Below are 12,965 nucleotides of genomic sequence, written 5' to 3'. Positions count from 1 at the left end.
GATCTCAACGAGAACATGCAATGCCTTTCAAGGAATGTGAGTGCGCGAGACTGGGCTCAGCTGAACAGGCGGAGCGAGGTCCACCCGTTGCCGACGCGTGTGGAGGCGCCGAAACCGGAGATGCCGAGGCCGGGGTATACGTACAGTCCGCCATCGCCGGTCCGACCGAACAGGTCGGCCTTGCCGTCCAGGCCGTAGTCGACGCCGCCGGTGATCGCCGAGATGTTGTTCCAGCCATTGCCGACCTGCGGACCGCCGGTGAGCGTCACGTTGTTGCCCGGGTAGATGCGAAGGAGTCCGGTCGTCGTCGTGGCGAGGATGTCGCCCTTGCCGTCGCCGGTCCAGTCGCCGGCGAGGACCCGAGAGATCCCACCCCAGTCATGGCCGATCTTCATCTTGGCGCCGAAGGTTCCGTTCCCGTTGCCGGGGTAGGCGTAGAGGTGGCCGTCGGACTCACGGGCGACGAGGTCGGCCTTCTTGTCTCCGTTGAAGTCGATCCCACCCGTGATCAGGCCCTTCGTATCCCATCCGCGGGCAGCCAGCGCCTTCGACGGGAAGCCCAGCGCACCATCACCCTGGTAGTACCAGAGGGTGCCGTCGGTGTTGACGACCATCATGTCGCCCTTGCCATCACCGTTGTAGTCGCCGTGGATGAGGGTCTTGGCCGAAGCCCACCCTGCGCTGACGGAGGTCTGGGTCGTCCATCCGCCGTTGCCGTTGCCGTGATAGATGTAGAGCGAATTGGACGAGGTGATCCCGATCACGTCAGCCTTGCCATCGCTGTTCAGATCGAACGAGGGCTTGGCCGGTGTGAGCGGCACGCCGTGGTACTCGAAGTGGTTGTGCGTGCAGTCCTCTTCGGTCTGCGCCCAGCCGTTCGGAACCGTGAGCGCCGGGCGGCACGTGACCTGACCGATGCCCGCCGGTGCCGGCAGCGCGGTGAACATGGCGGTCGTCAGAGCCTGGTCCTGCGCCGTGTTGCCGGTCGCGGCGACGCCGTTCACGACGCTGATGTCGACAGCATGACCGCCACTGTTCTTCGCGTGGTAGCTCGTGGGCGACGGGGTCGCCGTGGTGCAGTACTCGTTGAGAGAAGAGATCGTGATCGAGAAGTTCTGATCGACGACGACCTTCTTCAAAGCGGAGAGGATCACGGGGTCGATCGTGCAGTCACGAACCTGTCCGCCGATCAGGTGGCCGCGCTTGAAGCCGTCGGCATACGCCTGGATCTGGGCGAGCGCCTCGGTTCCGCTCACGCGGCCGGTGGCCACGATCTGCTGCGCAAGGGTCTGATCCGCAGCGGCGACCGGGGTCGTGTCGAGCCCCTTCTGGACCGTGGCGGCCACCCATCCGGCGATGATGTCGCCGCGTGTCGCGATGGTCGAAGCGGTGCCTGCGGGGAGGCCGGAGCCGTAGCAACCGGTCTGCGTCGACTGGGAGGCGACAGCGACGAGCGTGTCGGTTCCATCGACGTTGCGGACGCCGGGGGCGCCGCCGTCGCCGAGGCAGAGGGAAGCACCGGATGCCGAACCAGTCACGGTCGCGGCGTTGACCGCCGTGACCGGGTAGGTGTTCGTGCGAGACGCGAGAGGGACCCACACGTTGTTCGTGCGGCCGAAGCCCGTGAACGCCACGTCTTGGCCCGCGACCGGAGCGGTCGTGGCGACCGGCATCGGAGTGATGTCATCCACCGCCGTCTCCAGCTTCGCCAGCACCGCGTCCTGACCGTTGCCGGCCGGCTCGACGTGGGTGATCTTCACACCCAGATCCCCAGCACCGCTCATCGTCTTGTCGTTCGCGACATCCGGACCGAACAACACCCTCGCCGGAGCCGCCGGAGCACCCGCGACAAGCGTTGCCGGGTCGGCCGCGAAACAACTCGCCGCGGTCAGCACCCACGACCGGTCCACCAGCGTTCCCGTGCACGAGCCCAGACCCGTGCGGATCTTCGTGACAGCCGTCCGCGGATGCGTGGTCGTCGTCGCCGGGACATCCACGGCCGGGTCGGCCTTCACCTCGATCACCACGATCGTCGACTGACCCGTCAAGCCCGTATCAACACTGCGACGTCCGCCCGCCGGCACCGAGATATCCTCCTCCGGACCACCCGCCACCGAATACGTCACATCCATCGGCTGCTTGCCGGCCTTCACCCCGAACGACGCCGCGATCTCCAGGTTCAACACGGCCGGACGGAACACCGTCTCGAAGCACACCTTCGCGCGCTTACCCGACTTCTCGAACTCGACCTCGACCAGCCCGGCACCGACCGGAATCGGGACCGGACAGGTCACGACACGCAACCCACCGTTCCCGTCCTTCAGAACGATGCCGTTCGCCGCACCCACCGACGACCCATCCGGATACGCCCCCGACTCCACCAGGAACCCCGGAGCGTCATCAGCGACCGCCGACGACACCGGAACCGAGACGAGCAACGCCGACACCAACGCGGACGCGATGCCAACCGCGCTGATGCGCGCACGACGGCGAGACTTCAACGAGAACATGCAATGCCTTTCAAGAGATTCGGTCGTCTCATGACGTCCAACGCCTGTGTGCCCTCTTGTGAGCAAACAGTGCTTCAAGACGCAGGGCTTCCGCAGATCCGGGCTCGGGCGGGCGCAGTGACGGAGGCATCCTCTTTGCCGGCGCTCGCACTGTCCTCCCCTCCACGACCGCGAAGAAGTCGGGGCGCAACCAGCCGCGACGGCCCAGTTGCGCACGAATGTCCTTCGCCTCGCAAGGATGCTCGGTCCAACGATGGAGCGTGCCGCCTTCGAACTCCTCCAAGGTCCCACGCTCGTCCAGGTAAGGACGCACCATCTCGCCGTATTCCGACCCGTACCACGTCATCCATTGCGGGTCGGCTGGTAGCCCTCCCCATCCACCCTCGAAGTGCCCGACCCCTGCGTCTGCGTCCTGACGGTCGTTCAGCTCGACGAAGCCGAAGAAGCTCTGAGACCGCCGCGCCAGGTCTACGAAGAAGTCGCGCGAGGCCGCGACAAGACTCGCCTTTTGCACTGATTCGAAGCGAACGGAGAGCTGAGCACTCTGGTAGCGCATCCGTCCATCGAGCGACCATCCGGCGATGCTTCCTTCCGAGATCGACTTGTTCGCAAAGTAGAGAGGCGTTGCGTCGCACTCCATTTCATACGTCTCGGTGAATCTCTCGTCCGGGTCCCGCGGGAAGCGACCCTGCATCGGCTCGTATGATCCGAAGCGAACAGGAACACCCAGCTCAAAAGAACGCCGAGCCGCCCGCAGGTACTCGCCGGCAAGGTCCGCACGTCCATCCCGGAGACGGAACCAGCTGAAGTGCATCCAGAGCTTTCGTGTGGATGCCGCTCCCGCTGCAGACTGCGAAGCCACAGATGCAGGTGGCACCTCCGCCCTCTGGGGATCAACTACTGATCCTCCAAGTCGACGAGCAAGAACCTCGGCGAAAGACAGCGCGAGGGAAATGTCATCGGGACCGCCGCCATCCACGGAGACTGAGTACATCACGCCGGGCCCGGTCGAAGGTCCTAGCCCGGGGACGTCTTCGGCATCGAGGTCAAACGGTCCATCGACGGTGAAACACTGCTCGCGAGAAGACCAAAGCCCGGATCGCCTCTTGACCGTCGCTGTCACGACTCCTGAGGGTTGATCGAGTTCTGCTTTCAGGCCGTCGACCTGGGCGACCACCCCGGACAGCTCGTCCGGCGGAAGCGATTCCCGGCCGTAGATGTGAAGATCGTAGGACATTCGCGCTCAACCCCCTGGGCACACCAGCTTGTTGGTGGACAACTCCCCACCGACAACGATCGGGAGGTGCTTGACCATCACCTCGAATCCGAGGTCGGCTCGACACAGTGCTTTGATAAGGGGAGCAGTCAGATGAGTATCGGGCCTCGTCACCAGCACGAACTCTGACCTGTTCGTAGCGCCGGTGATCTTAAGTAGATCCTTGATCTGGGTGCTGTAGTGCTGTGTCGCGACGTTCTTCACCTCCATGATCATGGTTTCGTTCGCGTAGTCGGTGATTCGCGTTCGCGTGGTGCCATACAAAGCCTTGTCAAATACCTCTTTCGGGGACCCGATGACGATACCGGCGGCATACTCACCCAGCTGACCCTTTTCGTTCGCTGTTGCACCTGGCGGATTAGTCAACCGGTAGGCGTCGATGGGATCGCAACCGGGTCGAACCATGCACTCACCGGCGACTTCGTCGGTCTTGGTCTTGTTCTTCTTGAGGAGGCTGAACGCGTCGCCGACCTTATTGACGAAGCCCACCACCTTGTCGGCAAGCTTCATGATCAGCGGAATCGACTCGACCAGCTTGGCGAGCTTGCCCCATGGAGCGAACCCGATGAGCGCCATGAAGCACGCACCGATGTCGCCCTTCGTGACGCAGTCCATGATGTCGGTCACACCGATGAGGTCGAGGAGAACCTTGCCGCCCTCCTGGATGATGAAGTTCAGCAGGGCATCAGGCTGTGTCAACGCGTGGGCGTCCTTCAGCCGCTGCACCTCTGCGTCTCCACCGAGCGCGTACGCGGCATCGATCTGCGCCTGGGTGAGCTCCCCTTCTTTGCCGGCAGGCGGCGGGTAGTTGTCGGCCCCATCTTCCGCGCGTTGCTTCGATGCCGCGATCTCGCGAGCCTCCGTCGCGGCCTTCACTGCAGCTTCCGCGTCCAGCCCTGCGTTCGTCGCCGACGTGGCCGCACGGCTCGCGGCATCGTTGGCCCGCGACGCCGCAGCGCTGGCTGACTGCGCCGACGACGTCGCCTGCGCGGCGAACCCGTTGGCCTTCTTCGCATCGGCGGTCGCGGCCGTCAGCGCCTGATGCGCTCGCTGCGACGACTGGCGCGCTTCGTTCTCCGAAGCAGTCGCCTGGTTGGCCGACGTGGCCGCCTGCGCAGCCCATCCCTGCGCCTCCTGCGCATACTTCCGGGCCAGGTCGGCGCTGGCCTGGGCCTCGGCCGCCGCCTGCCGCGCGGTCGCCGCCGCCTTCTCCGCGAGCGCAGCCGCCTCCCGCGCGGCCGCGGCCTGCTGGTCGGCCAGGTGCAACATGCTCTGCATCTGCGCCACGTGAGCCGCGGTGTCGTTGTCGCGCTTGGCAGCTTCGTACTGGCCCTGCTCGAGGAACCTCTTCAGCGCCGTCTGGGAACCTTCGAGCGCGATGTTCGCGGCCGCCTGCACCTCGGGGCCGCCCGACGTGCTGAGCGCGAAGGCTGCCGCCCGCTGGTCGACCTCGAGCGCGTCGTACTGTCCTTCCGCGATGAACTTGGCGAGGACCGCGGGGTCGTCGGCATCGAGCGCGAGGTTCGCCGCGCGCTGCATGGCCGGTCCCCCCTCGGTGGCGAGCACGAATGCGATCTGGCGGTTCTCGAGGTCGCGGATCTCAGGAAGCCGCTCGTTGAGGAACGCCGCGACGTACTCCTCGCCGTTCTCGAGGACGTCATAGGCCTCGTCCTGCAGCATCGTGTTGTCGCCGTCATACAGCAGGGCCTTCGCCTCGTCCCACTGATCCTGCTCGAGCGCGACGCCGTACCCGTTCTTGAAGAACTCGACGACGGCCTCGTCATTGCCGACGACAGCCTGCTCGGCCGCAGCGGCAATCCACGGGGTTCCCGACGTGATCAGGGCGAGCATGGCCGAGCGCGCTTCCGGCAGCAGCTCCTGCAGGTTCGCATCCGGAGCGGTGATCTTCTTCAGGAACGCGCTGCTCTCCGCAACGGCGGCTGCGCCCTCCTTCTTGGCCTCGTCCTTGAGCTCCTTCTCCTCGGCTTCCTCTGCTGCGGCGATCTCCGCCTGCGCCAGCCCGAATTCCTCTTCTGCGGCCAGACGCTCCGCATCGGCCTTCCGCGCCAGAGTGAAGATGGTCTTCGCCAGCTCGACGTCCTTCGTCGCGGCCTCAGCAGCGGCCGCCGCCTTCGCCGAAGAAGCGGTCGCCCGAGCAGCAGCCCCCTGCGCAACACCGGCCTGGGCCGCGGCCGTGTCTGCCTCGATCGCCGCGGCGTTGGCGTTGTCGGCCGCACGCCCGGCCGCATCACGGGCCTGCTGAGCGACAGCCGAGGTCTCGGCGGCAAGGCGGTCCGTCCGCGCCGTGGCGGATGCCGCGCGGTTCTTGGCCGCGTTCGCCTTGGCCGCAGCAGCCCGCGCCTGCGCGGCAGCGGCCGATGACACTCCCGACGCCTGAGAGGCTTCCATCGCATATCCGGCCGCCTCGCCCGAGTAGCCGGCCGCGGCGCCCGCAGCCTGCGCAGCGCGGTTCGCCGCATTCGTCGCCGTCTCCGCCTCGGCCGCTGCACGCTTGGCCTTCGCCGCCTTGTCTGCGGCGTCGCGCGCCTTCTCCGCCTCTGCCCGTGCCGCGGCCGCCATGCCCTCCTGGCCCGCCGCATTCGCCGCCGCACCATCAGCGTTCGCCGCCGCCCGGTTGGCGCGAGCAGCCGCGGATGCGGCTGTTCCCGCCGCGCTCATCGACGCGTTCATCGCCTGATGCGCTGCCGCAGCCGCCTGCACGGCGAGATCTGCCGCGTCGGCGGCTTGCCGGGCGAGACCGGCCGCCCTGCTCGCGGCGGCGCTGGCCTGCTCGGCGTTGCCCTGCGCGGCGGCGGCCTGCTGCGCGGCACGCTGCGTGGCCTCCTTCGCGAGCTTGGCCGCGAGGACCGCCTGCGCGGAGGCGCTGTCGGCGTTGCGACGCTCTTCCTGAGCGACCATGTTCGCCGCGATCACCTGGTTCGTCAGCTGGGCGATGGTCGCCGCCTCGGCGTCGCGCGCCCCGGCGACGAACTGCCCGTAACGCAGGAAATCCGCCACGGCCTGTGCGTCTTCGGACCCGTCCGGGAGCGTCGCATCGAGCGCTGCCTCCGCGGCGGCGATCACGCTCGGCGATCCCGTGGAGGCGAGCACGTAGGCCGCCGCGCGGTCGTCGATGATCTTCGCGTCGTACTGACCGATCAGGAGGAACTGCGAGACGGCGCTCGAATCATCCGAGTCCAGCGCCTTGTTGGCCTCTCGCTGGACGGTGGGCGTTCCGGTATCCGCAAGCACATACGCCGCCGAGCGGTCGTCGACCTCCCAGGCGTCCTTCCACCCTTCTGTGACGAAGGCACGAAGCTGGTCCGGATTGTTCGCCGTCAGCACCGCCTCCGCCTGCTGACGGACGGCGCGCCCGCCCGCGAGGCTCAGTCGCAGCGCGATGAGGCGGTAGTCCTGTGCGATCGCCTCGTGCTGCCCCGTGGTGATGAAGCTCTCGATGCTCTGCCCACCCTTGAGCAGCGCCTGCCTCGCCGCCTCCTGGACAGCCGGACCCCCATCGGTGAACTGCGTGACCACACCGGCGGCATCCGTCGACGGGGTGAAGAGACCCGCCGGCGCGGACACCTGCGTCCGCGCGGCCGATGCGGCGGTCGCCGCTGACGCTTCGAGCGGCTGGAAGAGACCGACCGCGACGACGGTCGTCATCAGCATGGCGGCGAACGCGAACGGGAGCCGCCGCGCCGGTGCGAAACGCAGGCGCCGACGGTGAGGTCTGGTCTTCATCGCAGGACTCTTCTCCAGGAGGACACGAGAGGGATCGGACCGCGTGAAGATCACGACGCTGCGATGGCGCCCCAGAACGAGTCGCGGCGCATGCGCATATGCGCGTACACGCACGTCAGGATGCACGCAAACCACGACCTCGAAACAGGACCGTCACGCTTCGACCGTGGGCTTGCGGCGGTACTCGCTCGGGACTCTATCCGTCAGCTGTGAGTCTTGTCTGTCCCCCGAATGGCCTACTTGACGCTGGGCTTTCCCTGTGAAGTGCGGGTTTCCGCGTTCATACGACGCCACAATATCCACGGATGAGGAAGGTGATCGAACGGAACTTTTTCTCCACTCGGGAGAGATACGTGAACCGGTCGGGAAGATCTCGTGAATCTCCGCTCACGGGCCATCGTCTCGGATCGTCCGAAATGCATCGGCGGATGTCGCTTCGACGGCTCGACCGATGTCGGACGCCCCTGCCAGGATCGAAGGATGGCAGAAGCCGCATCCGGGGACCCCGGAATCCACACGCGCACCAGCGCGACCAACAGCACCGATGCACCGAAGAAGCAGGGCGCGCTCGTGCTCGTCGCGGCGCTCGTCACCGTGGTGCTCTGGGCTTCGGCCTTCATCGGCATCCGCGGTGCAGGCCCGCACTACGACCCCGGCGCACTGGCCCTGCTGCGGATGGCCGTCGGCACCGTCGTGCTGACGATCATCGCCGCGCGCCACGGCATCCGCATGCCGGAGCGTCGGCACTGGCTGATGATCGCGGTGTGGGGCGTCGGCTGGTTCTGCGTCTACAACCTCGCCCTCAACAGCGCCGAGCTCACGCTCGACGCCGGCACCGCGGCGATGGTCGTGAACCTCGCACCGCTCATGGTCGTCGTCTTCAGCGGGCTCTTCCTGCGCGAGGGGTTCCCGAAACCGCTCGTCATCGGGGCACCCATCGCCTTCCTCGGCGTCGTCCTGATCGGCATGAACTCGTCCACCAGTGCCGGCCCCGACATCACCGGCCTGCTGCTCGCCCTCCTCGCCGCGGTCATGTACGCCGGGTGCACGCTCGTGCAGAAGCGGCTGCTCACCTCGGGCGTCGACCCGACCACCCTCACCTGGCTCGGAGCGGGTGTCGGCACCATCGCGCTGCTGCCCTGGATCGGCAACCTCATCGGCTCGCTCCAAACGGCACCTCTGGATGCGACGCTCTGGGTCGTCTACCTCGGCATCTTCCCCACCGCGATCGCCTTCACGACCTGGGCCTACGTGCTGCAGCGCAGCACCGCGGGACAGACCTCGGCGACCACCTACGTGGTGCCGGCGATCGCGATCCTGATGTCGTGGGCGATCCTCGGCGAGGTGCCGACGCCATTGATGTTCCTCGGCGGGGCGCTGTGCCTGCTCGGCGTGCTCATCACCCGTCTGCGGTGGCGTCGCCGCACCTGACGCCGGGAGGCGGCGAGCCCCTCGACGATATCGATATATCGGTGCCGCGGTCTACGGAAATCTGCCACTACAGTTGCGACCGGAGGCGAACATGACGACCTGGTGGCCCTACGTGCGCATCGCCGCAGCCGTGCTCTCCGCGGCAGCGATCATCGCGCAGCTCATCCGCACCCTCGAGATCGCCGCTGCGGCCACGACCGAGTGGGGCGCGCATCTGCCGACCGTCATCTCGAACTTCTTCAGCTTCTTCACGATCGAGTCGAACGTCCTCGCCGTGGTCGCGTTGGCGTGTGGCGGGTTCTGGGCGCTCGCCCATCGCGACACGACGGCGGAACCGCGGTGGCTCGCGATCCTGCTGATGTGCGCCAGCACCTACATGATCGTCACCGGCGTGGTCTACAACCTGCTGCTTCGCGGCATCGAGCTGCCCCAGGGCTCGACGGTCGGCTGGTCGAACGAGGTGCTCCACGTGGTGGTGCCGATCATCATGCTGGCCGATGTGCTGTTCGCCCCGAGACGGCGGGCTCTCGGCTGGAGCGCCGTGGGCATCGCCGCCATCTTCCCGATCGTCTGGGTGATCTACACGCTGATCCGGGCGAACCTCGTGATCGCGCCGGCATCGGGTGAGCCGTCGTGGTATCCGTACCCGTTCCTCAACCCTGCCCAGCCCGGCGGGTATGGAGGCGTCGCCCTCTACGTGCTGCTGATCGCCGCGATCATCATCGGCGCCGCCGCCCTCGTCGTGTGGGTGGGCCGTCGCCGGGCGGTCGTCTCGGATTCGACCGCCGACGCCACCATCGCCGCAGCCTGACACCCAGCCTGACCCCGCAGCTGCTTCCGCCCACTCCTGCTCACGAATGGACGCCCCGCGACGGGCGGAGTTCTCGCCGTCGGGCGGAGATCTCGAGACGAAAGCTCCGCCCGACAGGGAGAATCCCGCCCGGGACGGGGGTGCTCAGCCCGAGGTCTACTCCCCGGCGTACGCGACGAGCGTGGCTCGCGCGATCGTGTGCGGGCCCGCCGTGAAGCCGAGGAGCGCCGGGGATGCACCGGAGTCCAGATCGAGCCGCGCCACATCCAGCGCGGTCACGGTGATGTGGTACCGGTGCACGCCCGATCCGGCAGGCGGAGCGGCGCCGATGTAGCGCGCGAGCCCGGCGTCGTTCGGGAAAGCCACGGCACCGGCGGGAAGCAGCTCCCGGCTCTCGGAGCCAGCGTCCTCGACGAGGTGGGTCGTGGTCGCGGGGATGTTGCCGACGGCCCAATGCCAGAATCCCGATCCGGTGGGAGCGTCCGGATCGAAGACCGTGACGGTGAAGCTCCGGGTGTCGTCGGGAAACCCCGACCAGGTGAGTTCGGGAGAGATGTCGCGTCCGCCCGGGACGCCGAAGACTCCGGAGTACTGCGCCTCGGCGAAGGGTGTTCCGTCAGCGACGGTGGAGCTGCGGAGCTCGAAGCTCGGCACCTCGGGAAGCGCGTAGTACGGGTCGTTCGTTGCCTGTGTCTGATCTGTCATGCGAGGACGGTATCGACGAGCACCTGGTTTCCCGCAAGGGGTGCAAGTCACCTCCGGGTAACCACCCCACTCTCGGAATCTCAGAGATCGGGGAAGCGCTGGATGTTCGACTCGACCCAATCACGGAGGCTCTGCAGGGGCTTCGCCGCGTCGGCGCCGAGGGCGGTGAGCGAGTACTCGACGCGAGCCGGCACCTCGGCGAAGATCTCGCGGGCGACGAGGTCGCGGTCTTCGAGTCGCCGAAGGCACGACGTGAGCACCTTCGGGCTGATGCCCTCGAGCTTGCGCTTGAGCTCACCGAACCGCATCGGGCCGCCCTCGAGTGCGCCGAGGATGAGCGCGCTCCATTTGTCGGCGAGCAGATCGAGGATGCCCCGGCACGGGCACTGGGCGTCGTAGACATCATGGGGCCTGCCGGCGGCGCAGGTGCTGAGGGAAGTCATCCGTTCATGGTATCCGAAAGTTACCAGCGGTCCTTGCGGGTAACTGCTCCCCTTCGAGTAGTAATGATCTCGCGGCAGCATGCCGTGCTCGATCCCACGAAAGAAAGACCACATCATGTCTTCACCCCTGCCCGACCCTCTGTACAGCCTCGCCATCCTGCGCGCCCTCCCCGGTCGCCGCGACGCACTGCTCACCGCCCTGCAGCGCCTGATCGAGCCGACCCGCGCGGAGCCCGGCAACCAGGATTACGTGCTGTTCGAATCGCGCAGCGAGCCAGGAACGTTCTACATGCGCGAGGCGTTCGACGACCAGGCTGCGCTCGACACCCACTTCGCCACACCTCACTTCCAGGCATTCGCGCAGGGAGTGGATGCGCTGCTGGCCTCACCGCTCGAGTTGCTGTTCCTCGACCGGCGGTCGGCGTAGCGGCCCACGCTGCCGGAACACGCTCCGACGCCCGTACCTGAGAACCGGCGCAATCATCCGCTGGACGTACGACGTGGGTACTCCAGTCCGATGACCGCCGACAGACCCCGTCATAGCGTGGATGTCATGTCAACAACTGCTTCTGCACCCGCCCCCGCCACCACTCCTGCCACCACCGCGCCGTCCGTCGCTGCGACGTCGACCGCGAAAGGCACCGCCAGTCTCGTTCTCGGGATCTGCTCCGTGTTCGCCGGCTGGACGTTCTTCGCGCCCGCCATCGGACTCATCCTCGGGATCGTCTCGCTGCGAGGCGAGCCGCGCGCACGCACACAGGCGGGATGGGGGATCGCCCTCAACGCGATCGCCATGAGCATCTGGATCATCGTGACGATCCTCGCCCTCACGTTCGGATGGATCGCGGCGACCTCGTCCATGTTCGGCCAGTGACGGCGCTCAGCTCTCCTCCTCGGTGCGGCGGCTACCCTGGCTGGGGGGAGAAGCGCCGCGCTCCCCAGGAGGAGAGAGCATGCACGACCTGAACGCCGCATCCCCGCAGCCGGTGGCACCTCCGCCTCCGCCCGCTCCCGCGCAGGCCCCCGCCCCCACAGCCCCACCCGCCACGGCGAACGGTGCACCCACCGACGCCGAGATGGCCAGAGCGTCCGAGGTGCTGCGGGTCATCTCCGCCTCCTACTCCGCCAAGATGGTCGGTCAGGACCGGCTGCGCACGAGCCTGCTCATCTCGCTCATCGCCGGCGGCCACATTCTGCTCGAGAGCGTGCCGGGACTGGCGAAGACCACTGCGGCCAGCACTCTCGCCGACACCGTGAAGGCGCAGTTCAAGCGCATCCAGTGCACGCCCGACCTGCTGCCGAGCGACATCACGGGCAACCAGATCTACGACGCGGCGACGGGATCGTTCCGGACAGTGCTCGGCCCGGTGCACGCGAACTTCGTGCTGCTCGACGAGATCAACCGCTCCAGCGCCAAGACACAGAGCGCCATGCTCGAGGCCATGCAGGAGCATCAGACCACGATCGGCGGCGAGATCCACCACCTGCCGAAGCCGTTCCTCGTGATCGCGACGCAGAACCCCATCGAGCAGGAGGGCACGTACGAGCTGCCCGAGGCGCAGATGGACCGCTTCCTGCTCAAAGAGATCGTCGAATACCCGAGCCCGGCCGAAGAGCTCGAGGTGCTCAGCCGCATCGATTCGGGTGTGCTCGACCCCGACCGGCACGTCGCCAGCGCCGTCAGCCTCGACGACGTTCACCTGCTGCAGGACGTCGCGAGCCGCATCTACGTCGACCCCGCGATCCGCAACTACATCGTGTCGATCGCCTACGTCACCCGCAACCCGGCGCCGTACATCGGCGAAGAACGCGCCCGCTTCATCAAGTACGGCGCGAGTCCGCGTGCGAGCATCGCGTTCCTCCAGGCTTCTAGAGCGCTGGCTCTGCTCAAGGGACGCACGCACGTGCTGCCCGAAGACATCCGCGAGCTCCGGCACCTCGTGCTGCGCCACCGGGTGCTGCTGACGTTCGAGGCCGACGCCGAAGGAATCCGCAGCGAGGAGATCATCGACCAGATCTTCGCGTCGGTCCCCACACCCTGACAT

Annotated in this window: 10 protein-coding genes; 5 read left to right on the top strand and 5 right to left on the bottom strand. The window is 67.0% G+C overall.

All coding sequences use genetic code 11. The features are described from left to right. Positions 1-56 precede the first annotated feature (56 nt). The 3 genes from MicroSTF_RS12825 to MicroSTF_RS12815 are packed head-to-tail and all read right to left on the bottom strand — an operon-like array spanning position 57 to position 7,530. A complete protein-coding gene (locus MicroSTF_RS12825; RefSeq protein WP_322956087.1) occupies positions 57-2,510 on the bottom strand; it encodes an FG-GAP-like repeat-containing protein in 2,454 nt (817 codons plus the stop codon). Positions 2,511-2,538: 28 nt separating this feature from the next. Beyond that, positions 2,539-3,747, bottom strand: a complete 1,209-nt coding sequence (locus MicroSTF_RS12820) for a hypothetical protein (RefSeq protein ID WP_322956085.1) — start codon at positions 3,745-3,747, stop codon at positions 2,539-2,541. Positions 3,748-3,753: 6 nt separating this feature from the next. Then, on the bottom strand, positions 3,754-7,530 hold the full coding sequence (locus tag MicroSTF_RS12815) for a putative toxin (RefSeq protein ID WP_322956083.1): 3,777 nt from the start codon (positions 7,528-7,530) through the stop codon (positions 3,754-3,756). A 480-nt stretch (positions 7,531-8,010) separates the two neighbouring features. Between MicroSTF_RS12815 and MicroSTF_RS12810 the strand changes: the two genes are divergently transcribed. Both MicroSTF_RS12810 and MicroSTF_RS12805 read left to right on the top strand, forming a co-directional pair. Then, positions 8,011-8,961, top strand: a complete 951-nt coding sequence (locus tag MicroSTF_RS12810; RefSeq protein WP_136024317.1) for a DMT family transporter — start codon at positions 8,011-8,013, stop codon at positions 8,959-8,961. Positions 8,962-9,052: 91 nt separating this feature from the next. Continuing rightward, a complete protein-coding gene (locus MicroSTF_RS12805; protein WP_029260839.1) occupies positions 9,053-9,772 on the top strand; it encodes a Pr6Pr family membrane protein in 720 nt (239 codons plus the stop codon). Positions 9,773-9,928: 156 nt separating this feature from the next. Here the strand turns inward: MicroSTF_RS12805 and MicroSTF_RS12800 are convergent, their stop codons facing one another. Further along, positions 9,929-10,477: a YbhB/YbcL family Raf kinase inhibitor-like protein gene (locus tag MicroSTF_RS12800; RefSeq protein ID WP_297557123.1), complete on the bottom strand. Its 549-nt coding sequence runs from the start codon at positions 10,475-10,477 to the stop codon at positions 9,929-9,931. An 80-nt stretch (positions 10,478-10,557) separates the two neighbouring features. After that, positions 10,558-10,920 (bottom strand): winged helix-turn-helix transcriptional regulator, encoded by a 363-nt coding sequence (locus tag MicroSTF_RS12795; protein WP_021200104.1) that lies wholly within the window; start codon positions 10,918-10,920, stop codon positions 10,558-10,560. Between the two features lie 115 nt (positions 10,921-11,035). Between MicroSTF_RS12795 and MicroSTF_RS12790 the strand changes: the two genes are divergently transcribed. From MicroSTF_RS12790 to MicroSTF_RS12780, 3 genes are all read left to right on the top strand, one after another. Continuing rightward, positions 11,036-11,347, top strand: a complete 312-nt coding sequence (locus MicroSTF_RS12790; RefSeq protein ID WP_029268225.1) for a putative quinol monooxygenase — start codon at positions 11,036-11,038, stop codon at positions 11,345-11,347. Between the two features lie 126 nt (positions 11,348-11,473). Next, positions 11,474-11,794, top strand: a complete 321-nt coding sequence (locus MicroSTF_RS12785) for a hypothetical protein (RefSeq protein ID WP_240750531.1) — start codon at positions 11,474-11,476, stop codon at positions 11,792-11,794. Between the two features lie 202 nt (positions 11,795-11,996). After that, positions 11,997-12,962 carry an AAA family ATPase gene (locus tag MicroSTF_RS12780; RefSeq protein ID WP_046398963.1) on the top strand — a complete coding sequence of 322 codons (966 nt, stop codon included), beginning with the start codon at positions 11,997-11,999 and terminating at the stop codon, positions 12,960-12,962. Positions 12,963-12,965 lie beyond the last annotated feature (3 nt).

The organism is Microbacterium sp. STF-2, from assembly GCF_034650155.1.
Classification (GTDB): Bacteria; Actinomycetota; Actinomycetes; order Actinomycetales; family Microbacteriaceae; genus Microbacterium; species Microbacterium maritypicum_A.
This window is presented reverse-complemented; position numbering and strand designations above follow the sequence as displayed.

Excerpts from the sequence above, each read along its gene's own strand:
- MicroSTF_RS12825 (WP_322956087.1), bottom strand. The coding sequence starts at position 2,510 with ATGTTCTCGTTGAAGTCTCGCCGTCGTGCGCGCATCAGCGCGGTTGGC.
- MicroSTF_RS12820 (WP_322956085.1), bottom strand. The coding sequence starts at position 3,747 with ATGTCCTACGATCTTCACATCTACGGCCGGGAATCGCTTCCGCCGGAC.
- MicroSTF_RS12815 (WP_322956083.1), bottom strand. The coding sequence starts at position 7,530 with ATGAAGACCAGACCTCACCGTCGGCGCCTGCGTTTCGCACCGGCGCGG.
- MicroSTF_RS12810 (WP_136024317.1), top strand. The coding sequence starts at position 8,011 with ATGGCAGAAGCCGCATCCGGGGACCCCGGAATCCACACGCGCACCAGC.
- MicroSTF_RS12805 (WP_029260839.1), top strand. The coding sequence starts at position 9,053 with ATGACGACCTGGTGGCCCTACGTGCGCATCGCCGCAGCCGTGCTCTCC.
- MicroSTF_RS12800 (WP_297557123.1), bottom strand. The coding sequence starts at position 10,477 with ATGACAGATCAGACACAGGCAACGAACGACCCGTACTACGCGCTTCCC.
- MicroSTF_RS12795 (WP_021200104.1), bottom strand. The coding sequence starts at position 10,920 with ATGACTTCCCTCAGCACCTGCGCCGCCGGCAGGCCCCATGATGTCTAC.
- MicroSTF_RS12790 (WP_029268225.1), top strand. The coding sequence starts at position 11,036 with ATGTCTTCACCCCTGCCCGACCCTCTGTACAGCCTCGCCATCCTGCGC.
- MicroSTF_RS12785 (WP_240750531.1), top strand. The coding sequence starts at position 11,474 with ATGTCAACAACTGCTTCTGCACCCGCCCCCGCCACCACTCCTGCCACC.
- MicroSTF_RS12780 (WP_046398963.1), top strand. The coding sequence starts at position 11,997 with ATGGCCAGAGCGTCCGAGGTGCTGCGGGTCATCTCCGCCTCCTACTCC.